The 23,755-nt window shown below is 65.5% G+C and carries 19 protein-coding genes; 12 read left to right on the top strand and 7 right to left on the bottom strand.

Features of this window, described 5'->3' with window-relative positions:
• The gene (locus AC0L21_RS09740; RefSeq protein ID WP_473260617.1) at positions 1 to 978 is read left to right on the top strand and encodes an NAD(P)-dependent oxidoreductase; all 978 of its coding nucleotides are present in this window, start codon (positions 1 to 3) and stop codon (positions 976 to 978) included.
• Between the two features lie 6 nt (positions 979 to 984).
• On the opposite strand, the gene AC0L21_RS09735 is transcribed toward AC0L21_RS09740, so the two are convergent.
• Positions 985 to 2,151, bottom strand: a complete 1,167-nt coding sequence (locus AC0L21_RS09735) for an ABC transporter substrate-binding protein (RefSeq protein ID WP_473260614.1) — start codon at positions 2,149 to 2,151, stop codon at positions 985 to 987.
• Between the two features lie 316 nt (positions 2,152 to 2,467).
• Here AC0L21_RS09735 and AC0L21_RS09730 point away from each other — a divergent pair, with 316 nt between their 5' ends.
• From AC0L21_RS09730 to AC0L21_RS09710, 5 genes are all read left to right on the top strand, one after another.
• Positions 2,468 to 4,858 (top strand): bifunctional diguanylate cyclase/phosphodiesterase, encoded by a 2,391-nt coding sequence (locus tag AC0L21_RS09730; protein ID WP_473260612.1) that lies wholly within the window; start codon positions 2,468 to 2,470, stop codon positions 4,856 to 4,858.
• Between the two features lie 136 nt (positions 4,859 to 4,994).
• Positions 4,995 to 6,287: an MFS transporter gene (locus tag AC0L21_RS09725; protein ID WP_473260679.1), complete on the top strand. Its 1,293-nt coding sequence runs from the start codon at positions 4,995 to 4,997 to the stop codon at positions 6,285 to 6,287.
• Between the two features lie 142 nt (positions 6,288 to 6,429).
• Entirely contained in the window at positions 6,430 to 9,015 is a 2,586-nt protein-coding gene (locus AC0L21_RS09720; protein ID WP_473260610.1) for an EAL domain-containing protein, read from the top strand.
• A 127-nt stretch (positions 9,016 to 9,142) separates the two neighbouring features.
• Positions 9,143 to 10,516: an HD-GYP domain-containing protein gene (locus AC0L21_RS09715; RefSeq protein ID WP_473260606.1), complete on the top strand. Its 1,374-nt coding sequence runs from the start codon at positions 9,143 to 9,145 to the stop codon at positions 10,514 to 10,516.
• A gap of 118 nt (positions 10,517 to 10,634) precedes the next feature.
• A complete protein-coding gene (locus AC0L21_RS09710; RefSeq protein WP_473260603.1) occupies positions 10,635 to 11,090 on the top strand; it encodes a hypothetical protein in 456 nt (151 codons plus the stop codon).
• 71 nt (positions 11,091 to 11,161) lie between these two features.
• Here the strand turns inward: AC0L21_RS09710 and AC0L21_RS09705 are convergent, their stop codons facing one another.
• The 4 genes from AC0L21_RS09705 to AC0L21_RS09690 form a co-directional block, all read right to left on the bottom strand.
• Entirely contained in the window at positions 11,162 to 11,587 is a 426-nt protein-coding gene (locus AC0L21_RS09705) for a hypothetical protein (RefSeq protein ID WP_063995279.1), read from the bottom strand.
• Positions 11,588 to 11,603: 16 nt separating this feature from the next.
• Positions 11,604 to 11,957 carry a hypothetical protein gene (locus AC0L21_RS09700; RefSeq protein WP_473260601.1) on the bottom strand — a complete coding sequence of 118 codons (354 nt, stop codon included), beginning with the start codon at positions 11,955 to 11,957 and terminating at the stop codon, positions 11,604 to 11,606.
• A 60-nt stretch (positions 11,958 to 12,017) separates the two neighbouring features.
• The gene (locus AC0L21_RS09695; RefSeq protein WP_473260599.1) at positions 12,018 to 12,554 is read right to left on the bottom strand and encodes a hypothetical protein; all 537 of its coding nucleotides are present in this window, start codon (positions 12,552 to 12,554) and stop codon (positions 12,018 to 12,020) included.
• Positions 12,555 to 12,742: 188 nt separating this feature from the next.
• Positions 12,743 to 13,348, bottom strand: a complete 606-nt coding sequence (locus tag AC0L21_RS09690; protein ID WP_473260597.1) for a TetR/AcrR family transcriptional regulator — start codon at positions 13,346 to 13,348, stop codon at positions 12,743 to 12,745.
• 129 nt (positions 13,349 to 13,477) lie between these two features.
• On the opposite strand from AC0L21_RS09690, the gene AC0L21_RS09685 reads away from it, so the two are divergent.
• The 4 genes from AC0L21_RS09685 to AC0L21_RS09670 all read left to right on the top strand — a co-directional run bounded on the left by AC0L21_RS09685 (position 13,478) and on the right by AC0L21_RS09670 (position 20,269).
• Entirely contained in the window at positions 13,478 to 14,707 is a 1,230-nt protein-coding gene (locus AC0L21_RS09685) for a cytochrome P450 (RefSeq protein ID WP_473260595.1), read from the top strand.
• Between the two features lie 139 nt (positions 14,708 to 14,846).
• The gene (locus AC0L21_RS09680; RefSeq protein ID WP_473260593.1) at positions 14,847 to 18,491 is read left to right on the top strand and encodes an AsmA family protein; all 3,645 of its coding nucleotides are present in this window, start codon (positions 14,847 to 14,849) and stop codon (positions 18,489 to 18,491) included.
• A gap of 349 nt (positions 18,492 to 18,840) precedes the next feature.
• A complete protein-coding gene (locus AC0L21_RS09675; protein WP_473260591.1) occupies positions 18,841 to 19,959 on the top strand; it encodes a DUF2336 domain-containing protein in 1,119 nt (372 codons plus the stop codon).
• A 58-nt stretch (positions 19,960 to 20,017) separates the two neighbouring features.
• Positions 20,018 to 20,269, top strand: coding sequence for a hypothetical protein (locus tag AC0L21_RS09670; RefSeq protein ID WP_473260589.1), 252 nt, complete (start codon positions 20,018 to 20,020; stop codon positions 20,267 to 20,269).
• 44 nt (positions 20,270 to 20,313) lie between these two features.
• Here AC0L21_RS09670 and AC0L21_RS09665 read toward each other — a convergent pair whose 3' ends face one another.
• A complete protein-coding gene (locus tag AC0L21_RS09665) occupies positions 20,314 to 21,213 on the bottom strand; it encodes a LysR family transcriptional regulator (protein WP_473260586.1) in 900 nt (299 codons plus the stop codon).
• A 291-nt stretch (positions 21,214 to 21,504) separates the two neighbouring features.
• Here AC0L21_RS09665 and AC0L21_RS09660 point away from each other — a divergent pair, with 291 nt between their 5' ends.
• On the top strand, positions 21,505 to 21,900 hold the full coding sequence (locus AC0L21_RS09660) for a (R)-mandelonitrile lyase (RefSeq protein ID WP_473260676.1): 396 nt from the start codon (positions 21,505 to 21,507) through the stop codon (positions 21,898 to 21,900).
• A 67-nt stretch (positions 21,901 to 21,967) separates the two neighbouring features.
• Positions 21,968 to 23,149, top strand: coding sequence for an MFS transporter (locus AC0L21_RS09655; RefSeq protein WP_473260584.1), 1,182 nt, complete (start codon positions 21,968 to 21,970; stop codon positions 23,147 to 23,149).
• On the opposite strand, the gene AC0L21_RS09650 is transcribed toward AC0L21_RS09655, so the two are convergent.
• On the bottom strand, positions 23,131 to 23,628 hold the full coding sequence (locus AC0L21_RS09650) for a GNAT family N-acetyltransferase (RefSeq protein ID WP_473260582.1): 498 nt from the start codon (positions 23,626 to 23,628) through the stop codon (positions 23,131 to 23,133). The two genes, AC0L21_RS09655 and AC0L21_RS09650, sit on opposite strands and share 19 nt — an antisense overlap.
• Positions 23,629 to 23,755: the final 127 nt, after the last annotated feature.

Raw genomic sequence — 23,755 nt, 5'->3', positions numbered from 1 at the left:
GTGAAAGTCCTGCTGGCCCACACGCCGGAGATGCGCCGCAATTACTACGGTGATCGCAGCCTGAGCGGTTTGCGCGCGGCCGCCGAGGTGGTCCTGCACGAGAGCGATGAGACGCTGGTCTCAGACAGCCTCGTGCGCGCTGCCAAAGATGTCGACATCATCGTGGCCGACCGCATGACCGAAGGACGCGGCGAGATTTTTGCGCAACTGCCGCGCCTGCGCGCCTTCGTCCGCTGCGCCGTCGACATCCGCAACGTCGATGTCGAGGCCGCCTCGAACGCCGGCGTGCTCGTGACCCGCGCCGGGCCCGGCTTCGTGCAAGCGGTCGCCGAGCTCGCGCTCGGCTTCATGGTCGATCTCTCCCGCGGCGTATCCCGAGCGACGGCCGACTACCAGGCCGGCCGCAAGCCGGAGGCGCGGATGGGCCGTCAGCTCGCCGGCAGCAAGATCGGCATCATTGGCTATGGCAGCATCGGGCGCTATCTCGCCGAGATCGCCAAGGTGATGCGCATGGAGGTGCTGGTCGCGGATCCCTTTGCGACCGTGAGCGACAGCGCCATCCGGCAGGTCAGCCTCGACGAGCTCCTCGCTGATTCGGACTATGTCGTCTGCCTTGCCATCGCCAACGAGCAGACCGAAAATCTGATAGGCGAGGCGGCGCTGGCGGGCATGCAAAGGCATGCCGTCTTCATCAATCTCTCGCGCGGCAACCTCGTCGACGAAGCGGCGCTGGCGAAGGCGTTGCTCGCGAATCGTATCGCGGGTGCCGCGATGGATGTCGGCCGCGCGCCCGACCAGATGCCGAGCCCGGAGCTTGCGAAGTGTCCCAACGTCATCGCCACACCCCATGTCGGCGGACTGACGCCGCAGGCGATCGAACATCAGTCGCTGGAAACCGTGCGCCAGGTCGAAGCGATCGTGAGAGGCGAAGCGCCGCAAGGTGCCGTGAACGCCGACCGCTGGACGCGGCGTCCCTGATCGGCGCTACAGCCGGTCCACCGCTTTGAACGTCCCGTCCTTCTGGATCACCGTCAGAAACACCTTCGGTGGCGCGTCGAGCATGCGCATGCCGACGGTGACGATGCTGCCGCTGATGTCGAAACGGCCGACATCGTTGATGGCGCGCAGCAGGTTCGCGCGCGTCGGTTGCGGCCCGGCTTGTTCCAGCGCCGCGGCCGCGAGACGGCCGGCGATGTAGCCTTCGAGCGACACGAAATTCGGCGTCAGCGTTGGGTCGAACGCGGTTTGCGCGGCCTGATAGTCAGCGACGAGCTTGAGCGAACGATCCCAGGGAAGCGGCACGACCTGCGAGACGACGACGCCTTCGCCCTCGGGGCCGAGCTCATTGGCGAGCGCATTGGCGCCGACGAAGGAGATGTTGACGAAGGTCGGATTGGCGCCGCTGCGGTGCGCGAGCTTGATGAACTCAGCACAGGGACCGTAGGTCCCGACCATGACGATCGCCTCGGGTTCGACGCGCTTGATCGTGCGCCAGGCTGACGCGACGGCGCGGGTGTTGCGCTCGAAGGTGCCTTCGGCTGCGAGCTCGAGACCGCGTTTGGCAAGCGCGCGCTTCACGCCGGAAAGGCCGTCGCGCCCGAAGGAATCGTCCTGGTAGAAGATGGCGATGCGGGTGAAATGGCGATCCTCCGTGAGGTGCTTGACCCAAGCCTCGGCCTCGGCGCCATAGCTCGCACGGATGTTGACCACGTTCGCAAGCTCGAGGTCGCGCAAGAATTCGGCGCCGCTGAACGGACCGATGAAGGGCACGTTCCTGGCGCTGGTGATCGGTATCGTCGCCACCGCGGTCGGTGTGCCCACCGCACCGATCAGCGCGAACACCTTGTCGTCCTCGATCAGCCGCAGCGTCTGCGCTACCGAGCGGTCGGGATCGTAGCCGTCGTCGCGGCTGATGAGCTGGAGGTTGCGGCCGTGGACACCGCCCTTGGCGTTGATCTCGGTGAAGGCCGCGACGATGCCCTGCCGCATCCGCTGTCCGAGTGCGGAGGAGGGACCTTCGAGTGCTGCGGCCTGGCCGAACAGGATCGCATCCTCGCTGACGCCGATCTCGTCGGCTTTCGCCGGCAGCATGATTGCCGCCAGGAGGGCGACCGTCATGACGATGCATGTGGCAGATCGAGATCGATACATCAGGAAAAGTCTTGCCGGGTGCGGTGAGTAGCTTCGGAAAAGCTATCGCCGCGGGATGAATCGGCGATGTATCGACGGCTCCGTACTACTCCGGGGAAACCGGCAACTTGCTTCGACAAAGTCCAGATCATCCTGCACTTCATTAACTAAGCCGGCTAATGCGGAAAAGCCGGGTTCCGAAATTGTGCAGTTCTTAACCGCGGTCCTGTTCCGATAGTGGCTCCGGCGGCTCAACCAGAGGTTCGGTTGGCCGGGAGAGGGGACGGCGATTTCTGCAATGGGCGGTCGGGATCAGAACGATCAGGATCGGGGACGTATGACCGGATGCTGGCGTGCTGCGCCGCTGCTCGGGCTCTATCGCCCTGCGCTCGTCGCGGTCGGAATCGGTCTTCTGTTTTCGGTCGTGGCTGCGGCCGCCGTGGCGCGATGGGAAGGCCGCGTCAACAAGATCGAGTTCGAGAACGCGGCCGAGACCGAAGTGATCGTCATGCAGAACGGCATGGGCGAGTACATCTCCAGGCTCGTCGCGCTGCGCACGCTGTTCGAATCGACCAACCAGGAGATCACCCGCAGCGAATTCGAGACCTTCAGCACCCGCCTGTTCGAGCGCCACCCCGGCATGCTGCGCATCTCCTGGGTGCCGCGCGTGAACCGCAAGGAGCGCGCAGAATACGAGGCCGCAGCGATCACGGACGGCGTGTCCGGCTATCGCATCAAGTCGCTCCAGGGCGATGCGTTCGCGACCGCGCCGCAGAGCGACGAATATTTTCCGGTGCTCTACTCGACCCAGCCGAAGACGTCTCCGGTCTACGGCATGGACTACGCGACCATTCCGGAGCGCCGCGCGGTCCTCGAGCGCGCACGCGACACCGACCGGGTCTCGACCATTCGCACCCGCCTCTTCGAGCCGAAGGCGGGCGGCCGGCTGCCAGACGTCCTCGTCGCCATTCCGGTCTACGCCAAGGGAACGTCGCGCGACACGGTGGTGGACCGGCGCCGCAATCTCGCCGGCTTCGTCGTCGGCGTCTTCGACCTGCCGCTGCTGATCCAGTCCATTCGCGTGACGACCGGGGCAAGCCCCGCGGTCAGCGTCAACGTCTATCCGCCGTTTACGGGGCAGATCGTCGGTTTGGAGGACATGCTGCCGGATTATTCGTCGGCCGCCACGGCGCCGCAGTCGATGCGGGACGTCGCACGGGCCCTGCACTGGTCGGGCAATCTCAAGATCGGCGACATGGATTGGCAGGTGCGGGCGGTTCCGGCTGCCGGCGGTCCGCTGGAGACGACCTACGATCGCGCGGGCGCGGTGCTGATCGTCGGCATGCTGCTGACGCTGTCGCTTTCGACCTATCTCGTGCTCGCAAGCCGCAATTCGCAGCGGCTGTCGCTGGCGAACCGGCGGGTGCTCGAACTCGCCCAGACCGACATCCTGACCGGATTGCCGAACCGCGCCTTCTTCCTCGCCCGGCTCGACGAGCTCAATGGCCGTTTGAAGGACGGCGGTCCGACCTTCTCGATCCTGATGCTCGACCTCGACCGCTTCAAGAACGTCAACGACTCGCTCGGTCACGGTGCCGGCGATGCGCTGCTGCGTCAGGTCGCCCAGCGGCTGAAATCCGCTTTGCGCGAAAGCGACGTGCTGGCCCGGCTCGGCGGCGACGAATTCGCCATCATCCAGGAAGCTTGCGAGGATCAACGCGTCTGCCCGACCGAACTGGCGGGACGGATCGCCAAGCTCGTGGCCGAGCCGTTCCTTCTTCCCGGACACCGCGTCGAGATCGGCACCAGCATCGGCATTGCGATCGCGCCCGATCACGGCAGCGACCAGGAGCAGCTGCTGAAGAAGGCCGACCTGGCGCTCTACCGCTCCAAATCGTCGGGCCGCAACTGCTTCACCATCTACGACAAGGCGATGTCGGCCGAGCTCGAGGCGCGCAGCACGCTGGAAGGCGATCTGCGCGACGCCATCGCGCGGTGCCAGCTCGAGGTGCACTACCAGCCGTTCGTCGACGCCCTCAGCGGCGCGCGGCGCGGCTTCGAGGCTTTGGTGCGCTGGAGGCATCCGACGCGCGGCTTGATTGCGCCGGACCAGTTCATCGCACTTGCGGAGGAGACCGGGCTGATCGTGCCGCTCGGCGAGTTCGTGCTGCGACGCGCCTGCGCGGACGCGGCCGGCTGGCCCACCGACCTCGCGGTCGCCGTCAACCTGTCGCCGATCCAGTTCAAGGAGGCCGAGCTGTTCGAGATGATCAGCGCGGCGCTCGCCGATTCCGGGTTGCCGCCGCAGCGGCTGGAGATCGAGATCACGGAATCCGTGCTGCTGGAACGTGGCGTCGAGAACCACGCCTTCATGGAGCGGCTGAAGAGCATCGGCATCGCGCTCGCGCTCGACGATTTCGGCACCGGCTATTCGTCGCTCAGCTATCTGACCGCGTTCCCGTTCGACAAGATCAAGATCGACAAGTCGTTCATCCGCAACCTCACGCATCAGCCGCGCAGCTCCGCCATCATCTCCTCGATCGTGACGCTGGCGCGCGGGCTGGACATGTCGGTCACCGCCGAAGGCGTCGAGACCCGCGAGGAGTACGAGCGGCTGACGGCGCTCGGCGTCAATTTTGCGCAAGGCTATCTGTTCGGCCGCCCGCACCCGATCGAACGGATCCTGTTCGACGTGCCCGTCAAACCATCCCAACGCGACGCGGCCTGAGCGCGCGCCTCGAAGGATGGGCCACGGGAAACCGCTCTCGAATCCATCGCGCTCTCGCTCAACGGTCATGCGCGAAAAACCCTTGACCCGGGCTGTCCCGGATGGTCGGAAGGACCGTCCAGGGATGAAACACACAATGCGGCTTCCGTTCTTCTACGGCTGGGTCGTGGTCGCGGTGACCTTCGTCACCATGGCCATCGGCGTCAACGCGCGCACCGCCTTCTCACTGTTCTTTCCTCCCATCATCTCCGAATTCGGCTGGGAGCGCGGCGTCACCGCGGGCGCCTTTTCCTTCGGCTTCGTCGTATCGGGCATGGTCAGCCCGCTGATCGGCCGGCTGATGGACCGCGCCGGCCCGCGTGCGGTGATGGAGCTCGGTGTCGTTCTGATGGGAGGCGGACTGCTGCTCGCGCCGCTTACGAGCCAGCCCTGGCATCTCTATGTCACCATCGGCGTCATGGTCGGCGCCGGGTCGGTGTGCCTCGGCTATTCCGGCCAGTCGCTGTTCCTGCCGAACTGGTTCATCCGCACGCGCGGCCTCGCCATCGGCATCGCCTTCGCCGGGGTCGGCATCGGGTCGGTGACGCTGCTGCCGTGGGTGCAGCACATGATCGAAGGGACCGGCTGGCGCACCGCCTGCACCGCGATGGGCCTGATGATCCTGATCGTGCTGGCGCCGATCAATCTGTTCCTGCATAGGCGCCCCGAGGATATCGGTCTGCGGCCTGACGGCGATGCCGCGCCGGCCGCGGGCGCCGCAAAACCGGCCTCCAACATCGTCGATCCCGTCTGGGCCCGGACCGAATGGACGCTCCGAACCGCTGTCGCCACGACGCGGTTCTGGTGGATCGCGCTCGGCTATTTCTGCGGCCTCTACATCTGGTACGCGGTGCAGGTGCACCAGACCAAATTCCTGCTCGACATCGGCTTCAGCCCGGGTGTCGCGGTGTGGGCACTCGGCATCGTCAGCCTGCTCGGCATTCCCGGCCAGATCCTGCTCGGCCATGTCTCCGACCGGATCGGGCGGGAATGGGTGTGGGCGATCAGCTGCGCCGGTTTTGCGATCTCTTTCGCGGCGCTGATGGCTCTGAAATTCCAGCCGTCATTGTGGCTGGTCTACCTCATGGTGTTCACGCAAGGCGCGCTCGGCTACGGCCTGACCTCGATCATGGGCGCGGTGGTGTTCGAGATTTTTCAGGGCAAGCACCAGGGCAGCATTTTCGGCACGATCATGCTGGCAGCATTGGCCGGTGGCGCCGCCGGTCCCTGGGTCACCGGCTTGCTTTACGATCGGGCCGGCGACTACACGCTCGCCTTTGGCGTTGCCATCATCGTGAGCGGATTGTCGGCGCTCTCGATCTGGCGAGCCGCGCCGCGCAAGGTGCGCGCCGTCGCGGGCAAGCTTCAGGTGGGGACCGGCGCCGAATAGGTTCCGTACGCACCGCATTACCTTCCCGTCTTTTGCGGAATGTTAAGCATGTCGCGTTGCGACGGGACTGCAAAAACGTCTTGGACACCATCGCGGCGCTAGCCTCGGTTGCAATATCTTCCCGATGCCTCCGGGTCTAGCGATGTCCGCCTCCGATTGTGCCATGACAGAAACTCCGGAAGTGCTGTTGGCCGCGCTCGAACGCGCCGAAGAGGGCATCGTCATCGTCGACAGCGCGCATCGCATCACGCATTTCAATGCCGGTGCAGAGCGGATCTGGAATCTCGCACGCGCTGACGTGCTCGGTCACGATTCCGAAATTCTCACCCTCAAATGCCTTCAGGCCGAACCGTTTGCGGAGTTCCGGGACGAGATCAGCCTGGTGCGACGTGACGGCAGCCGGATCCGCGCGGCCATCTCGCTTTCATCCATTGCAAGTGGCGGCATTGCCTATCGCATCGTGTTCGCGCGCGACGTCACCGCGGACGCCGAACGCCGCGTCAGGATCGGGCTTCTCCACGCCGTCTCCGACCAGACCAACCGCGCGGTGCTCATCACCGACACCAACCAGAACATCGTCTATGTCAATTCCGCCTTCACGACGCTGTTCGGCTACACCAGCGAGGAGGCCGAGGGCCGCCGCGCCAGGGGGCTGATCGCCGGCCGCCACACCGATCGCAAGGCCGTTGCGAAGCTCGTCAAGCGCCTGATGGATGGCGGCCACCGCGGCGAGGTCGAGATGCTCGCCTATGACAAGGACGGCCAGGAGATCTGGGTCTGCGCCCGCATCGATGCCTTCCGCGACAGGAAGGGCCAGGTCAAGCACATCTTCGCGCTGCTCGAGGACATCACCGAGACCAAGCAGCTGCACTCGCTTCAGCAGCTCATCATGGGCGCGCTCGCTGATGAGGTTCCGATCGGCGAGATCGCCGACCGGCTGTGCCGCCGTGTCGAGCAGATGGCGCCCGACGTCGTCTGTTCGCTGCTGCACGTCGACGCCGCGGGCCTGATCCATCCGCTCGGCGGTCCAAGCCTGCCCGAGGACTATTCCCGCGCACTGGAGGGCATTGCCATCGGGCCCAATGTCGGCTCGTGCGGAACCGCGGCCTTCTACGGCGAGCCGGTGCTGGCGACCGATCTGGAGACCGACCCGCGCTGGCAGCCCTACAAGGCGATGCCGCTCGCGATTGGCCTGCGCGCATGCTGGTCGACGCCGGTCAAGGCCAAGGACGGACGGGTCATCGCCACCTTCGCCTTCTACTACCGGGAACCCCGCGCGCCGAGCAATTGGCATCGGCGCATCGTCGAGGCCTGCGTCAATCTCGGCGCCTTCGCGATCGAGCGCAAGGAAGCGCGCGCCGAGATCGCGCGGCTCGCCTATCACGACATCCTCACCGGCCTGCCGAACCGCGCGCAATTGCGGCGCCTGATCACCACCGCCATCGATGCCTGCCCGACCGGCAGCCACGTCGCGCTGGCCTTCCTCGACGTCGATCATTTCAAGGACGTCAACGACACGCTCGGTCATGCCGCCGGCGACGAGCTCCTGATCCAGCTGGCTCAGCGTCTGCGCGAGCAGATCGGACCCGAGGACATGCTGGGGCGGCTCGGCGGCGACGAGTTCGTCATCCTGCTGCCGCGGCGCAACGCCGAGGGTGCCGAGCGCGTCGCGGCCGGAATCACCGAAGCGCTGGCCGCGCCGCTGCGGCTCGGCTCCAGGCAGCTGCAGATGTCGGCGAGCATCGGCGTCAGCCTCTATCCCGATCATGCGACCGACATCGACACCCTGATGCAGCAGGCGGACGCGGCCATGTACATGGCCAAGCAGGCGGGACGTTCGACCCATCGCCTGTTCAGCGCCGAGATGAACGGGCTCACCGAGCAGCGGCTGGCCTTGATTGCGGCGCTGCGCCGCGCCATCGCCGAGGGCGCGCTGACCCTCCGCTATCAGCCGCAGATCCGCAGCTGCGACGGCGCGATCCATGGCGTCGAGGCGCTGGCGCGCTGGCATGATGCCGAGCTCGGCGACGTCTCGCCGGCAAAATTCATCCCGCTCGCCGAAGAGTGCGGCCTGATCGAGCAGATCGGCCTGTGGTCGGTGCGCGAGGCCTGCCGGCAGATGGCGAGCTGGCGTCGCGCCGGGCTCGACATTCCATCCGTGTCGGTGAACCTGTCGCCGATCAATTTCCGCAACGTCACGCTGGCCGCGCGGCTCAAGGACATCCTCGCCGAATACGATCTGCCGGCGGACGCGCTGATGCTCGAGATCACCGAGGGCGCGTTCATGCAGGACAGCGTCGCCGCGCTCGAGACGATGAACGCGATCCGGGAGCTCGGCGTCGGGCTTTCGGTGGACGATTTCGGCACCGGCTATTCCAGCCTCAGCCGGCTCGCCCATCTGCCGATCCGCGAGCTCAAGATCGACCGCAGCTTCATGCGCGACATCGAGCGTGACGCTGGCGCGCTCGCGATCGCCACCGCCGTGGTGCGCGTCGGGCAGGGCCTCGGCATGACCGTCGTCGGCGAAGGGGTCGAGACCGAGGCGCAACGCAAGGTGCTGGCCGAACTCGGCTGCGACGTCGTGCAAGGCTTTCTTTACGCGCCCGCGCTCGCGCCTGTAGCCTTCGAGCGCTGGCTGATCGAGCACTGCGCCGAGCAGGCGCAGGCGATGTTGGCTCGTCTCGACATTGCACCGGCCGGCGCGCCCACGGCGAAGCGGTCGGCGTAGGGCGTCACTTCGAACAGATCACCCCCCAAACAAACCTCTTGTTAATCCTCTGGTGATCAGTTGATCGGCTGGTGATGTGATGTGATCCGCGTCTTCACAGGCCGAACCAGCCCCGGAGCCCCCGTCGATGGACCCCATCCTGCACGCCCCCAAGCCGCTCGATCGGATCACGCTTTCCGAACTGCTGGGTGCGCTGAGCCACGCACTCGATCTCTCCGAGGGGCAGCCGGCCGGACATTGCGTGCGATGCAGCCGCATCGGCGTCTTGATCGGCAGGGAGATCGGCCTCGACGAGGACGCGATAGTCGAACTTTACTACGCGCTGTTGCTGAAGGATCTCGGCTGCAGCAGCAACGCTGCGCGCATTTGCGAGCTGTATCTGACCGATGATCTCTCCTTCAAACAGGATTTCAAGCTCATTGACGGCAGCCTGCCGCAGGCGCTGCGTTTCGTGCTGGGCCATACCGGGCTGAAAGCCGGCCTGGCCGAACGGTTTCGCGCCATCGTCAACATCTTCCAGAACGGCGGCGAGATCGCGCGCGAGCTGATCGAGACGCGCTGCCATCGCGGCGCCGACATCGCCCGCAAAATGCGCTTCTCCGAGCCGGTCGCCGACGGCATCAAGAATCTCGACGAGCATTGGGATGGCGGCGGCAAGCCGCTCGGCCTTGCCCGAACGGCCATCCCGATTTATTCCCGCCTCGCATTGTTGGCTCAGGTGGTCGATGTGTTCTACATCGCGAACGGTCCCGAAGCCGCCCTTCGTGAGGCCCGGAATCGAGCCGGAACCTGGTTCGATCCAGACCTGGTCGCCGCTTTTGAGCGCATCGCGGCGCGGCCTGGATTCTGGGACATGCTCGGCACTGAAGATGGGCCCGAGACTGTGCCTCTGCTGCCGCAGCAGGCGAGCGTGCCGGTGGATGAGGACTATCTGGATGACATCGCGGCTGCCTTCGCCCAGGTGGTCGATTCCAAAAGTCCCTACACCAGCGGCCACAGCGAGCGCGTCACGCTCTTTACCGATATGATTGCGGAGCAGTTGGAGTTCACTGCCGAGCGGCGCCGCTGGCTCAAGCGGGCCGCGCTGTTGCATGACATTGGCAAGCTCGGCGTCAGCAACGCAATCCTCGACAAGCCGGGTAAGCTTGATGACCACGAATGGGAGATCATGCGCAAGCATTCCGCGCATTCGGAAGCGATCCTGTCGCGCATCGGCGCGTTTGGCGATCTCGCGCCGATCGCCGGGGCGCATCACGAGCGGCTGGACGGCAAAGGCTATCCCCGCGGGCTCGTGGGAGACCAGATCTGCCTGGACACCCGAATCATCACAACCGCGGATATCTTCGATGCGCTGACCGCGGACCGGCCGTATCGGGCTGCGATGCCGGTGACGAAAGCTCTTGCGATCATGTCGGAGATGATCGGCACCCAAATCGACGCGGACTGCTTTGCGGCTCTTCGCCGGGCTCTTGGACGTGTGGACGAGACGCTCGCGGCTTGACGAGGATCCGTCGTCATCCGGGCTTGCAACGTCCGGCGCAACGCGCGTTCATGCCGCGGAAAGGAACGTCCGGCGTTTCCCCACGTTGTCGGCCCACCAGCGCAAACCGGGCCATACGATGAAAAAGATCGCCACCATCCTTGTGATGCTCTGTAGCTTGCCGGCTGCTGCCGGCGCGGAGAGCTGGAGCGGCTATCGTATTCCCGAGACCGGGACCAGTGTCGACATCCCTTCGTCCATCTTCACCGAGCAAGCCGGTCGGCCCGACGGCTATGGCATGCAGTACCGGACCAGCGACGGCCGGGCGGATTTGACGGTGCAGGCCGTTCCAAACGACGGCAGCTCACCGGCGGCTTTCCTGGCGCGCAAGAATCCGCCGTCCGGCATCACCTACAAGCGCATCACGCCGCGCTTCTTCGTGGTCTCCAGCACCCGGGGCGGCAAGATCTGGTACAACCGCTGCAACTTTGGCCGCCGCTACGTGCATTGCGTGCTGATCAACTATCCGGCCGCCGAAAAGCGGCAGTGGGATGCACTCGTGACCCGCGTCAGCCACACGCTGAGCGGCGGTTGATCCGTTAAGAAAGACCTGCTCACAAAGAAAAACTGCCCGCAAATCGCGGGCAGCAGTCTCGTGAGGATGGTTCAGCGCAAATTGGTCGATGTCGTCGACATGGTCGGCTTGGAGCCCGGCACGTGCGACATGGTCTTGGTGGTGGACCCGACCTCCTCGCCCGCCTTCACTTTGGTGCGGGTGTGGGAGCGGCTGAACGTGCCACCCTCATGCGCCTGCGCGCGCGCATTGGAATTGAGCACCGGACCGTTGCCCTTGTTCATGCTGGTGCCGGACTGCGCCTTGCCGTTCGCAGACGCGGCGCTGCCGCCCGCTGCGATCGACGAGCCGGTCTGCCCGGAGCCCGACGTCGACGTGCCGCCGGTGCCGAGTGTGCTGGCCGAGGTGCCGCCGGCCGCAGCCGAGCCGCCGGTGCCACCAGTCATGCTGGTTTGCGCAGACAACGGCGAGGCGGCGAGCAGGAGTGCGACCGACGAGGTCGCGATCAACATTCTCATCTGTCAAATCCTTTTGCTATGGCGACGATGTCGAGATGGTGCAGCCGTTGACTGTGACGGTGCTCGCGCTGGTCGAACCCGGGCCGCCGGCCGTCGAGGACGAACTCGACACGTTGCCGCCACCGGCCTGGACGTGCACCGACGATCCGCCGGCCGAGCTCGAGCTCGACAGCGAGCCGCTCGATGAGGTCGAGCCGGTTGTGCCTGAACCCGATGAGCCCAGCGCGGTAATGCTGCCGTCGGGATGTTTTTCGACCGTGACACGGCAGGTCTCGCCGGACGCGGTCTTGCCGGTTTTCTGCATGGTCTCCCCCACGGCGGCGCCGCTCATCAAAGTCAAAACTGCGATCGCAACGATTGATCTGTTCATGCCAGTCCTCCTCAGGAAGGACGAAGGAGCGGCATTGCTGCCGCTCCGCCGGCCGGGATGTCAGTCCTTGTCCTTCTTCATCTCGTCCTTGTGGTGGCCTTTGCCCTTTTCCATGCCCATGTCGCTGGAATGTCCGGCGGAGGAGCCGGCCGCTCCCACGGTCGAGCCGCTCTTGCCGCCGCCGGCCGACGAGCCGCCGGTGCCGAGCGTCGATGCCGAGTTGGAGCCGGAGCCGGCCGCAGAGCCGCCCGTGCCGACGCTGGACGAGCTCTTGCCGCCACCGGCCGACGAACCGCCGGTGCCGAGCGTCGAGGCCGAGCCTGAGCCGCTGCCGGAGCCCGCGGCGGAGCCGCCGGTCCCGATCGACGAACTGCTGGTGCCGCCACCGGCCGACGAACCGCCGGTGCCAAGCGTCGAGGCCGAGCCCGATCCGCTGCCCGAACCCGCCGATGAACCGCCGGTGCCGACGGTCGAGTTGCTGGTGCCGCCGCCGGCTGACGAGCCGCCCGTGCCGACCGTCGAGCTCGACTGCGCCATCGCGAGCGCCGTACCGGCCAGCAGCGCAGCTGCGGCCGCACTCAATTTCAGAATCCTCATCGTTGTCTCCTCCAATGATCAAATTGCCAAAACAGGCTCGGGATAAAGTGGTAAGCCGCACAAACGTTCCTTGGATGGGTACGACGAAGTGGAAAATGCGCGCGCGTGATCCTGGCCAGGTTCCAGCTGCGAAGCGCAGCGAACCAATGTCGAGCGGGAACAGCGAAGTTCTGAAAAAAGCGCTAGTCCTACGACAATCCCGTCCTGCGCCGCAGATCCGTGATCGCGCGCAGAAAGCTATCGGCCGGCGTCGTCTCCGGATCGATCAGGCGGTGCAGGCGAAAGCCGTCTTCCAGCGCCAGCACGACGGAGGCCATCCATGGCGGATTGAGCGTGTCGCTCTTCGCGTTGCTCTTCAGCGTGGCCTCGACGATGTCGGCGACCAGCTTGCGCCGCGCCCGCAGCCGCTTTGCAAGCTCCGGTCGGCGCTTCTCGGCGCGCGCGACAAACAGGATCATCTCCATGTGCAGCAGGGGCGAGCGGCCGAGCGGGTCCTGCTTCGTGCGATCCATCGCCTTCAGCGCTGCGATGAAGTCGTCGAGATTGTCGTGCTGCGCGAGGATGTCCATGTTGCGCCGGATCGACTGCGCGACATGGTCCTCGAGCATGGCGATGATCAGTTCGTCCTTGCTCTTGAAGTTGGAATAGAACGCGCCCCGGCTGAATCCGGCCGCCGCCGCGATCGCCTCGATGCTGGCGCCGCCGATGCCGTCTTGCTCGAACATTCGCGCGGCCGCCTCGAACAGCCTGTCGCGCGTGTCGTCCCTGGTCGGCCTGGTTCTCACCCTTGACATCGGAGCAGGTTAGGGCAGAATGCAACTCGATACAACAATGTATCGAGTTGATAATTCAGGGATGGTTACGCTGCGCAAGAGGGGCCGCCCGGCGTATGCGATTCATGCGGCAACCGACATGAGGTCACCATGAACGAGCATGTGCAAGGCACCGGCGGTCCGCTGTTCAATCCGCTGTCGCCGGACTTCATCCGCGATCCCTATCCGCATTATGACCGGCTCCGCGCGATCTATCCGATTCACGTGACGCCGTTCGGCCAGTTCGTCACGAGCCGCCATGCCGATGTCAGCCTCGTGATGCGCGACAAGCGCTTCGGCAAGGATTTCGTCGGCCGTTCCAAGCGCCGCTATAGCGAAAAGATCATGGAGGAGCCGGTCTTCCGCAGCATGAGCCACTGGATGCTGCAGGCCGATCCGCCCGACCACACCCGCCTGCGCGGGCTCGTCGTGAAGGCCTTCACCGCCCGCCGCGTCGAGGACATGCGGCCGCGCATCCAGCAGATCGTCGACCAGACCATCGATGCCGTGACCGACCGCGGCCACATGGACCTGATCGAGGATTTCGCCTTCCGCCTGCCTGTCACCATCATCTGCGACATGCTCGGCATTCCCGAGGACCATCGCGAGACTTTCTATAACAGCTCGCGCGATGGCGGACGGCTGCTGGACCCCGTGCCGCTCTCGCAGGAGGAGATCGCCAAGGGCAACGCCGGCAACATGATGGCGCAGATGTATTTCCAGCAGCTGTTCGAGCTGCGTCGCAAAAATCCCGGCGACGATCTCATCACCCACCTCGTGCAGGCCGAGGAAGACGGCAACAAGCTCAGCAACGAGGAACTGACCGCCAACATCATCCTGTTGTTCGGCGCCGGCCACGAGACCACGGTCAATCTGATCGGCAACGGCCTGCTGGCGCTGCATCGCAATCCGGACCAGCTCGCGCTGTTGAAGGCGCAGCCGGAGCTGATGGTGGGCGCGATCGAGGAGTTTCTGCGCTACGATTCCTCGGTGCAGATGACCGGGCGGGTCGCGCTGGAGGATATCGACGATCTCGGCGGCGCCAAGATCCCCAAGGGCGAGACCGTGCTCTGCCTGCTGGGCTCGGCCAACCGCGACCCGGCGGTCTATCCTGACCGCCCCGACCGGCTCGACGTCACCCGCCAGAACGTGAGGCCGCTGTCGTTCGGTGGCGGCATCCATTTCTGCCTGGGGGCCCAATTGGCCCGGCTCGAGGCCGAGATCGCCATCGCCACGCTGTTGCGGCGGCTGCCCGATCTGCGCATCGACGACCTCGAAAACCCGGAATGGCGGCCGACCTTCGTGCTGCGCGGCCTGAAGCGGCTACCTGCGAGCTGGTGATAGCTGCCCGCGTTAACCTCCGCGCGCAACAGTCGCTGTGACTTCGCCACACTTCCCCCTATATAAGGGGCTGTTCCGGTACGTCTGAGGCCCTGCGGCTCAGGCAAGGCCCGCATCCGGTTTGGCCGAGGGGAGACCCGTGCAGACGACGCTGCTCGGATTGGCGATTGCCTTCATCTTAGCGCTGCTGGCCGCTCTGATCGGACCTTACTTCGTCGACTGGAACCAGTTCAGGCCCCAGTTCGAAGCAGAGGCCGGCAGGATCATCGGCGTGCCGGTGCGGGTGGCGGGCGAGCTGGACGCGCGGCTGTTGCCGGCGCCGACGCTGCGGCTGCGCGGGGTCACCTTCGGCGGCAACAACGATCTCGGTCGCCTGCGCGCCGACAAGCTCGACGTCGAGTTCAGCCTGAGCTCGCTGATGCGCGGCGAATGGCGCGCCACCGAGCTTTCGGTCATCGGCATGGCGGTCGATCTCGGGCTCGATGCGCGCGGGCGGGTCGATTTGCCCTCCACCGCGAGCGGCAGCTTCAATCTGGCATCGCTGGCGATCGAGCGGCTGAACCTCACCGGCCGCATCGCCCTGCATGATGCCGCCAGCCGTTCGACGCTGGAGCTCAACGACATCGCCTTCTCCGGCGACGTGCGCTCGCTGGCCGGCTCGGTGCGCGGCGATGGCAGTTTTGGCCTCAGCGGCGTCCGCTATCCGTTCCGCGTCTCCTCCGGCCCGAGCGCCGACGGCAACGCCACGCGCCTCCATCTCAACATCGATCCCGGCGAGCGCGCCGTCCTCGCCGATCTCGAAGGCGTGCTCGCCTTCGACAACCGCCTGCCGAAATTCGACGGCGCGCTGACGCTCGCGGTGCCCGCGCCGAAGAAGCCGGGCGATGCGGGACCGATGCCCTGGAAGCTCACCACCAAACTCAAGGCCGATCCGGCCGGCGCCAAGTTCGAGCAGGTCGATGCCAGCTTCGGGCCCGAAGACTCCGCGCTGAAGCTCGGCGGCGTCGGCGATATCAGGTTCGGGACTTCGCCGCTGCTGCGTGCGGTGCTGTCGGCGCGCCAGGTCGATGCCGACAAGCTGACGGCCAAGAACGATGCAGAGCCGCAGCGCATCCTTCGGGCGCTCCGCGCAGGGCTAGCCGCAATCCCGCAGGCGCCGATCCCGGCACAGATCGAGTTCAACTCCGACCAGATCATGCTCGGCGGCCGGCCGCTCCAGAACATCACGGCCGAGCTTGCAACCGACGGACGATCCTGGACCTTCCAGCGGCTCGAGCTGCGCGCGCCAGGCCAGACGCAGCTCTCGCTCAACGGCGCGACGCCAGGCGCCGACAGTTTCAGCGGCCGTCTCAGCGTCGATTCCTCCGATCCCGATACGCTAGTGGCATGGCTCCAGGGCCGCAGCGAGGTCAACCGCCGCAGCACGCGGCCGCTGCGCCTTGCCGGCGACGTGACCATCGCCGCCAACCATTTCGCCATCGACAGGCTGAAGGCCGAGATCGAGGGCGGCGCGGTCGAAGGCCGCATCGCATTCGTCCAGACCGGCGCGAGCAAAGGCTCGCGGATCGACGCGGAGCTCAAGGCCGACCGCCTCGACCTCGATGCCGCCGCGAGTTTTGTGCGCGCGCTTTCGGGGCCGCAGGGCGAATGGCCGGAGGAAGCGAAGCTGTCGCTCGATATCGGCCGCGCGATCTCGGCAGGCCAAGAGCTGCGGCCGTTCACCGCAAAACTCGGCTACGGCCCGGCATCGCTCTCGCTGGAGCAGTTGCGGTTCGGCCAGGCCAGCGGCGTGACCACGGAAGCGAGCGGCAGCTTCGACCGCGCCAAGGCCATTGGCAAGCTCGCGCTGAAATCCTCCGCCAACTCGCTGCGCGATCTCACCGCACTGCTCGAGCCGTTTGCGCCGTCGGTGCGCGCGCGCTTCGACGCCATCCCGTCGCTGCCAGGTGCGACCCGCCTCAAGCTCGACCTCAGCCTCGACAAGAACACCGAGCACGCCGATCGCAACGACGCGCGCGCGGTGGTCGAGCTCGACGCGCCGCAGCTCAAGGCGACCGCGACGCTGGCCGCGCAGACGCCGGTGGCCGCCGTCAGCGGCATCGATATCGAGCGCTTGCGCAACAGCGACTTCACGCTGGATTCGAAAGTCTCGACACCACAGGGAAGTGCGCTGCTGGCGTTGCTCGGGCTCGATCGCGTGGTGGCCGCAGGCGAGGGCGCTTCGCAGTTCGAAGGCCGCTTGAGCGGCGCGTGGCGCCATCAGTTGCAATTGAATGCAAAACTTAGCGGCGGCGGGCTGGACGCGGACGCACAAGGCAACGTCGAATTGTCGGAGCCGAAAGGCAGCGTGAATTTGCGCGTGCGCAACGCCAATCTGGCCCCGCTGTTCGGGACCAGCCCCGCCGATAAATCGGTGCAGAGCGTCAATCTGTCCTCGCGCGTCGGCCTCTCCGGCAACCGCCTGACCTTCAACGATCTCGACAGCACCTTGGCCGGCTCGCATCTGCGCGGTCATCTGGCGGTGACGCTCGATCAGGAGAAGACCGTCGACGGCGAAGTCGGCCTCGATTCGCTCGACCTCGTGCCGGCGCTCGCGATGGCCATCGGCGCGGCCGGACACGATGCCAATGCGCCGCTGAGTGCCGGCCTTCTCGGCGGCTGGCGCGGCCGCGTCGCCTTCCAGGCGTTGCACGGCACGTTGCCCGGCGGCATCGAGCTGCGCCCCTTCGGCGGTACGGTCCGGAGCGATGGTCAGTCGCTCGCGCTCGACGCGCTGAAGGGCGGCGTCGGCGGCGGCGAGATGTCGGCAAGCCTTGATGCGCGCAATGGCGCCAATGGTCTGACGCTCAACGCGCGCATCGAACTCGGCAATGTCGACGCGGCGGCGCTGCGCTATCGCGACCTCGCGCTGCCGAAGGGGCGCGCCTCGGCGCAGATGGCGCTGACCAGCCAGGGGCGCAGCGTCGCGGCGCTCACCGGTGCGCTCGCCGGCAACGGCACGGTGACGCTCGAATCCGCCGAAATCTCCGGCCTCAATCCGCGCGCCTTCGAGATCGCCATCCGCGCCAGCGACGGCGGCCAGGTCTCCGACGACAGCCGGCTGCGGCAGCTGGTCGAGCCCGCGCTGTCGGCGGGCCCGATTGCAGTGGCCTCGGCGCAGATCCCGTTCACGATCCGCGACGGGCGCCTGCGCGTCGGCGCAACGTCGCTAGAGGCGAAGAACGCGCGCGCCATCGTCTCCGGCGGCTACGACATCCCCGCCGACCAGGCCGACATCCGCGCCAGCCTGACGCCGATCATGACCGGGCTCTCTGGCGCGCCGCCGGAAATCCAGCTGTTCGCGGCCGGTCCCCCCGACAGGCTCAACCGCACGGTCGATGTCGGTCCGCTGTCCTCGTGGCTTGCGGTGCGCACGATCGACCGCGAGACGCGCCGACTGGACGCCATCGAGCGCGGCGAGCCGCCGCCGGCGACCGCCGCGCTGCCGACACTGGTGTCGCCCGAACCCGCGCCGGAGCCGTCATTGCCGGATGTGCCGATGCCCGGCCGCGATCCGCGCCGTGCGCCGCCGCCGAAGACCAAGGCCGATATCAGGGTCGCGCCGACACCCAAGGCGCCGCAGGCCGCTCCCGCAGCGCCAAGCCCTCCACTGACAAGCCCGCCGCTCGCCAGCACGCAGATCGCGCCGTTGCCCCCGCCGATCGACGTCAGGCCGGCCCCGGGCCCGCCCCCCGCAAAGCCCAAGCCAAAGCCGCCGCTGGTCCTGACGCCACAGAATCCGTGATTGGTGAGGCCGCTGGCCTTCTTAACCTCTCCGCTTGCGGGAGAGGTCGGCGCGCCCGGGCGATGCGAAGCATCGCCCCGCGCGCCGGGTGAGGGCTCTCTCCTCGGGGGGAATCCCTCCGTTGAGACACCCTCTCCCCAACCCTCTCCCGCAAGCGGGAGAGAGAGCGCAGCTTCCCCGTGACGCACCGGTAAACCCATTCCCATGCATTTTAACGAATTTTGCTCAGCAAAACTGATCTGCCGACTTTACCGGATTCTCGCGTTTGTTCCCTAGTCTCTGTTCCCAGAGGAACTCGGCGTCCTGCCGGCACAAGCAGGATGGCTAGCCAAGAACTGGGGTCATCGGGATGAACGGCGCGACAACACTTCTGCAGGATCTGGACGACGCGATCGCACGCGGCACCGACGAAAGCCGGACCAAGGCGTTGTGGCACGCGACCGACATTCTGATCACCGGCCGCTACAGCGACGACGAGATCAGCACGTTCGGCGAAGTCATCGGCCGGCTCGCCGACGAGATCGAGGTTGCTGCGCGGGTGCAGCTCTCCGAGGTGATGGCAGCCTGCGATCACGCTCCGCTCAATGTCATTGCGCAACTCGCGACCGCCGACGAGATCGAGGTCGCCGGTCCCGTGCTTCGCGACTCCAATCGTCTCGACGAGAAGCTGCTGGTCGAGAGCGCCATGACCAAGAGCCAGTCGCATCTGCTCGCGATCGCCCAGCGCAAGTCGATCGGCGAGGCCGTCACCGACGTGCTGGTCAAGCGCGGCGACCAGGAGGTCGTGACGTCGGTTGCCAAAAACGAGGGCGCGCGCTTCTCCGGCTCGGGCCTGCTCCACATGGTTCGCCGTGCCGAGGGTGACTCGATTCTTGCCGAGCAGCTTGGCCTGCGCAAGGATGTGCCGCGCCACATCTTCCAGCAACTGATCTCGAAGGCGTCGGAAGACGTCCGCCGCCGGCTCGAGCACGAGCGCCCGGAAATGATGGCGCAGATCCAGAGCTCGGTCAGCGACATCACCGGCGACCTGCACTCCAAGTTCGGCCCGTCCTCGCGCAGCTATTTCGTCGCCAAGCGCGTGGTGACGACGCAGTACCGGCAGGGCAACCTCAACCAGGAATCGATCTCGAACTATGCGCGCCAGCACCGCTTCGACGAGGTGCAGATCGGCCTGTCGCTGCTGTCGTCGCTGCCGGTCGACGTGATCGAGCGTGCGATGATGGACCGCAATCGCGAGATGATCCTGGTGCTGTGCAAGGCGCTCGATTTCTCCTGGGACACCACCATGTCGCTGCTGTTCCTCGGCGCCAAGGATCATCTGATCACGGCGCGCGAGCTCCACGACAACGAGCGCGATTTCGGCAAGCTCAAGATCGAGACCTCGCGTAGCGTCTTGAAGTTCTACCAGTCGCGCAAGACCGGCTCCGATCCCGTCACGGGTCGTCAGCCCGAGTTGCAGGTGCACTGAGCGGTACACCGAACAGGTACACCGAGCATCATCCGGGAATTGGCAGGGAGTATTTGCAATGTTGCCTCAATTCGGCACCGCCGTTCGCAAGAATCAAAACAAGAACCTCAACAAGGCCGCAGCCGGCGAGATCGGCGGCGGAGCAGCGGACCAGGCCTCGGTCGATGCCGCCTGGCTGGTGCTCGAAGCCGCCAACGACCTCGGTGACCACGCCGCGATCGAAGCCTGCCGCCGCGTCATCGACGCCGAGCTGAACGGCACGGCGGCCGGCAGCGCGGATGTCGATCTGGTGTTGGGGTATTTCAGGTAGCAGTCGTACCCGGCCGAAGATTGTCAGGCGCCATGAGCGGCAATCTACTTGCCGCGATATCGAAGAGCCTCGACGAGCAGCGAGAATGCCGGTGAAGGTTGGCGCCGACTGGGATAGTAAAGGTGATAACCCGAGAACGGCGGACACCAGTCCGACAGCACCCTGATCAGCCGGCCCTGCGAGATGTATGGCCGCACGTGCCCCTCCGTGAGGTAGGCAAGTCCCAGGCCCTTTAGAGCTCCCTCGAGAAGAAGCCCTGCGCTATTGAACACAAGCTGTCCTTCCACGCGCACGTTGAGCTCCCGCCCGTTCTTCTCGAACTCCCACGCGTACAGGCTGCCGCCGTGGGTCGGAAGGCGCAGGTTCAGACAATTGTGGCCGGTTAGATCCTGAGGCGTCCTGGGCCGCTTGCGTTCGGCGAAGTAGGCCGGCGATCCCACGACGGCCATTCGCAGATCAGGACTGACGCGGACCGCGATCATGTCCTTGGCGACGAGCTCGCCCGGACGAATGCCCGCATCGACCTGCTGCGCCACGATGTTGGTGAGCCCGTAATCGATGATCACCTCGACATGGACGTCTGGATATTGGGGAAGAATCTTCCCTAGCGCCGGCAGCAGGATCTCGGCGGCGGCGTACTCCGTTGCCGTTAAACGCACGGTTCCAGCGGGCTTTTCCCGGAGCTCGCTCAGGGCAGCAAGATCAGCATCCATCTCCGTGAATTTAGGCCCGACGCTCGCGAACAGCCGTTCTCCGGCTTGAGTTGGTGTGACGCTTCGGGTCGTTCGATTGAGAAGGCGGACGCCCAGCCGTTCCTCCAACTTTCGGATGATCTGGCTCAGCGCCGATTGCGTCATGCCGAGCTTGGCTGCGGCACGGGTGAAGTTGCGCTCCCTCGCGACGGCGAGGAAGGCCAGGATATCGCTGGCGTCGCCGCGGTTCATTGATAAGCCTGTCTTATGACTGCATTCAGAGTTTATCACCTAGTCGAACGGAGGCGGAAGCCTTAGTTTCCCATCAGCATCGGGCGGCGGCCTGTCTCCGGGCAAAAGCGGCCGCAGCGGAAAAAAATGCCATGGTCGAGAAGCACTCTTACGATCGGCGATGAGCGGAGCCCTGCCGTGATGACGCGCAGAGGAGTTCTCACTGGTGGGAGCGCAATCGCCATCGCCATCATCGAAGTTCAGAGGGCGCCGGCGCTCGCGGCCGAAGCACTGAAGGAGACTGCAATGGACATCGACATCAAGAGAAACGGATCCCGTCCTTCCCAGAAGGGCCCTGAAGGCTGGTTCACCGGGACGGTGCGCATTGATCCGCTGTTCGCGGCTCCGGAACCTGCACGCGTCGGCGGCGCTCAGGTCACTTTTGAACCTGGCGCACGTACGGCGTGGCACACGCATCCGCTCGGGCAAACGCTGATCGTCACGGCAGGGCTCGGCTGGGTGCAGCGGGAAGGCGGTCCCGTCCAGGAGATCCGGCCTGGCGATGTCGTCTGGTTTCCTCCGGGGTTGAAGCACTGGCACGGCGCGTCGGCCACTACAGCCATGACGCACATTGCAATCCAGGAATCGCAGGACGGCCGAGCCGTCGACTGGATGGAGAAGGTCGGCGACGACCAGTACCGAATGTAAGAATACCGCGTCTAACCGTAAATCGTCCGATCGGGGCGACGCGCCTAGTCTGTTGGAAGAGGTTTTCATGAGCGTACAGCTCGCTCGAAGCAACGAGGCGCTGTCGCGCGGTCCGGCTTGGAGTGCGGTCTTTGCGCTGACCCTATGCGTCGGGACATTGATTGCGTCCGAGTTCATGCCGGTCAGCCTGCTGACACCCATCGGCACCGATCTCCAAATGACAGAAGGGCAGGCGGGCCAGGCCATCGCGGTCTCCGGGCTCTTCGCCGTCTTCACCAGCCTTGCGATCACGTCGGTGACAAGGGGCATTGATCGACGCAGCCTTCTGTTGGGCCTCACCTCGCTGATGATCGTCTCGGGGCTGATGGTGGCGCTGGCGCCGAACGCACTGGTGTTCATGGTAGGGCGCGCGCTGATCGGGGTCGTCATCGGCGGGTTCTGGTCGATGTCGGCGGCTACGGTCATGCGTCTGGTGCCGGAACAGCAGGTCGCGCCTGCCCTCAGCCTGCTCAACGGTGGAAACGCGCTGGCGACCACGATCGCCGCGCCGCTCGGGAGCTACCTCGGTCAGTTCATCGGCTGGCGAGGTGCGTTCTTCTGCGTCGTCCCGCTCGCGATCGTCACTCTGGTCTGGCAATACGCCACATTGCCCTCAATGCCCCCCGAGCGCGGTGCCGCGGGGAACGTTTTCGGATTGCTTCGCCGGCGGGTAGTCCGCCTTGGAATGGTCTCGGTTGCTCTCCTGTTCATGGGCCAGTTCGCGCTTTTCACCTATTTGCGCCCATTCCTGGAGACCGTGACGCGCGTAGACGTCTCGACCCTCTCGGCCATCCTGCTCGTGGTCGGCGTCGCGGGCCTGCTGGGGACCTACCTCATCAGCTTCCTTCTGAGACGTGGCCTGTACGGTCTTCTGATTGGGATGCCGCTTGCGATGGCCGCCCTTGCCCTTGGCTTGATCACCTTCGGAGGCTCAACCGTTGTTGTCACTGTGCTGCTGGCCGGTTGGGGCCTCATCGGCACCGCCGCACCAGTCGCTTGGTGGACCTGGATGAGCAAGACGCTGCCTGAGGATGCGGAGGCGGGCGGCGGGTTGATAGTCGCGGTGATCCAATTGGCGATAACGGCGGGCGCCTCGCTTGGAGGGGTCTTGTATGACAGCAGTGGATACCGGAGCGCCTTCATTGCCGCCGCCGTCGTGCTCTGCGGCTCCGGGCTTCTCGCTTTTGGTGGCTATCGCCGAATTCGGTAGATCACGACGTCTTCGCCGTGACGGATCGTGCTTCGCTCGAAGAGATAGTCGGCCTTCTCCAGAACGCGGCGCGATGCGCCATTGTCGACATAGACCAGGCCGATCAGAGACGGCAGCTGGTGGTGTACCAGTCCGATATCCGTCATCGCGATCGCGGTCTCGCTTGCAAGGCCACGGCCCCAGCATTCGCGCTTGAACGCGTAGGCAATCTCGATCTCGTCGATATCGTCCACCAGGATGTGCCGGATGCCCGCTCGCCCGGCGAATGCTCCGTCTTTCGTGCGCAGCACCCACAGTCCGAAGCCATACTGGTCCCAATGCGCCATATTGGTGTCGAGGTAGGTCTTCGTCCTCTCCGCCGAACGGACGCCGCCGAGATAGCGCGACACTTCCGCATCGAGATGCAATGCGACGAGGTCGGCGAGGTGATCTTCACGAAGCCTCTCGGCAGTCAGGTTCTCGGTGCTGAAATGATCCATGGACCCGGATAGCCGCTTTCGGAGCAGGGCAAGATGACGCGCCTTCGCGCCCCTCATGATTTCTAACACATCCTAACGGGCAATTTCGGCGGCATCCGGTCAATGTCCCCATGGAAAAGCGGTGGAG

This window comes from Bradyrhizobium sp. WSM4873, from assembly GCF_055811355.1.
This window is presented reverse-complemented; position numbering and strand designations above follow the sequence as displayed.

What these genes read in the sequence shown, in the direction of transcription:
- AC0L21_RS09685 (WP_473260595.1), top strand. Translation starts at nt 13,478, where the DNA reads ATGAACGAGCATGTGCAAGGCACCGGCGGTCCGCTGTTCAATCCGCTG.
- AC0L21_RS09735 (WP_473260614.1), bottom strand. Translation starts at nt 2,151, where the DNA reads ATGTATCGATCTCGATCTGCCACATGCATCGTCATGACGGTCGCCCTC.
- AC0L21_RS09650 (WP_473260582.1), bottom strand. Translation starts at nt 23,628, where the DNA reads ATGGATCATTTCAGCACCGAGAACCTGACTGCCGAGAGGCTTCGTGAA.
- AC0L21_RS09695 (WP_473260599.1), bottom strand. Translation starts at nt 12,554, where the DNA reads ATGAGGATTCTGAAATTGAGTGCGGCCGCAGCTGCGCTGCTGGCCGGT.
- AC0L21_RS09705 (WP_063995279.1), bottom strand. Translation starts at nt 11,587, where the DNA reads ATGAGAATGTTGATCGCGACCTCGTCGGTCGCACTCCTGCTCGCCGCC.
- AC0L21_RS09655 (WP_473260584.1), top strand. Translation starts at nt 21,968, where the DNA reads ATGAGCGTACAGCTCGCTCGAAGCAACGAGGCGCTGTCGCGCGGTCCG.
- AC0L21_RS09715 (WP_473260606.1), top strand. Translation starts at nt 9,143, where the DNA reads ATGGACCCCATCCTGCACGCCCCCAAGCCGCTCGATCGGATCACGCTT.
- AC0L21_RS09725 (WP_473260679.1), top strand. Translation starts at nt 4,995, where the DNA reads ATGCGGCTTCCGTTCTTCTACGGCTGGGTCGTGGTCGCGGTGACCTTC.
- AC0L21_RS09690 (WP_473260597.1), bottom strand. Translation starts at nt 13,348, where the DNA reads ATGTCAAGGGTGAGAACCAGGCCGACCAGGGACGACACGCGCGACAGG.
- AC0L21_RS09710 (WP_473260603.1), top strand. Translation starts at nt 10,635, where the DNA reads ATGAAAAAGATCGCCACCATCCTTGTGATGCTCTGTAGCTTGCCGGCT.
- AC0L21_RS09665 (WP_473260586.1), bottom strand. Translation starts at nt 21,213, where the DNA reads ATGAACCGCGGCGACGCCAGCGATATCCTGGCCTTCCTCGCCGTCGCG.
- AC0L21_RS09730 (WP_473260612.1), top strand. Translation starts at nt 2,468, where the DNA reads ATGACCGGATGCTGGCGTGCTGCGCCGCTGCTCGGGCTCTATCGCCCT.
- AC0L21_RS09675 (WP_473260591.1), top strand. Translation starts at nt 18,841, where the DNA reads ATGAACGGCGCGACAACACTTCTGCAGGATCTGGACGACGCGATCGCA.
- AC0L21_RS09670 (WP_473260589.1), top strand. Translation starts at nt 20,018, where the DNA reads ATGTTGCCTCAATTCGGCACCGCCGTTCGCAAGAATCAAAACAAGAAC.
- AC0L21_RS09700 (WP_473260601.1), bottom strand. Translation starts at nt 11,957, where the DNA reads ATGAACAGATCAATCGTTGCGATCGCAGTTTTGACTTTGATGAGCGGC.
- AC0L21_RS09720 (WP_473260610.1), top strand. Translation starts at nt 6,430, where the DNA reads ATGTCCGCCTCCGATTGTGCCATGACAGAAACTCCGGAAGTGCTGTTG.